Origin of the sequence: Pseudomonas sp. HR1, from assembly GCF_030175875.1 — a bacterium.
Classification (GTDB): domain Bacteria; phylum Pseudomonadota; class Gammaproteobacteria; order Pseudomonadales; family Pseudomonadaceae; genus Chryseomonas; species Chryseomonas oryzihabitans.
In genome coordinates, this window is record NZ_JASNRF010000089.1 from 1 (window position 1) to 506 (window position 506).

Annotated in this window: 2 protein-coding genes; one reads left to right on the forward strand and one right to left on the reverse strand. The window is 59.5% G+C overall.

Going from position 1 to position 506, the window contains the following annotated elements; all coding sequences use genetic code 11:
* A partial coding sequence (gene merR, locus QKY98_RS23740; RefSeq protein WP_284671722.1) for a mercury resistance transcriptional regulator MerR occupies positions 1-346 on the reverse strand: 346 nt, incomplete at its 3' end.
* 71 nt (positions 347-417) lie between these two features.
* Here merR and QKY98_RS23745 point away from each other — a divergent pair.
* Positions 418-506, forward strand: an 89-nt coding sequence (locus QKY98_RS23745) for a mercuric transporter MerT family protein (RefSeq protein WP_284671723.1), incomplete at its 3' end; no start/stop codon positions are given.

The window sequence follows — 506 nt, forward strand, 5'->3', positions numbered from 1 at the left end:
CGCACACCAACTCAGACAGCACGGCCTCCATGCGCGCCAGGTCAGCCATTTTCTCGCGCACGTCCTTGAGCTTGTGCTCGGCCAGACTGCTGGCTTCCTCGCAATGGGTGCCATCCTCCAGCCGCAGCAGCTCGGCGATCTCATCCAGGCTGAAGCCCAGCCGCTGGGCTGATTTCACGAAGCGCACCCGCGTTACATCCGCCTCGCCATAGCGGCGGATGCTGCCATAGGGCTTGTCAGGCTCCAGCAACAAGCCCTTGCGCTGATAGAAACGGATGGTCTCCACATTGACCCCGGCCGCCTTGGCGAAAACGCCAATGGTCAGGTTCTCCAAATTGTTTTCCATATCGCTTGACTCCGTACATGAGTACGGAAGTAAGGTTACGCTATCCAATTTCAATTCGAAAGGACAAGCGCATGTCTGAACCAAAAACCGGGCGCGGCGCGCTCTTCACTGGAGGGCTTGCCGCCATCCTCGCCTCGGCTTGCTGCCTCGGGCCGTTGGT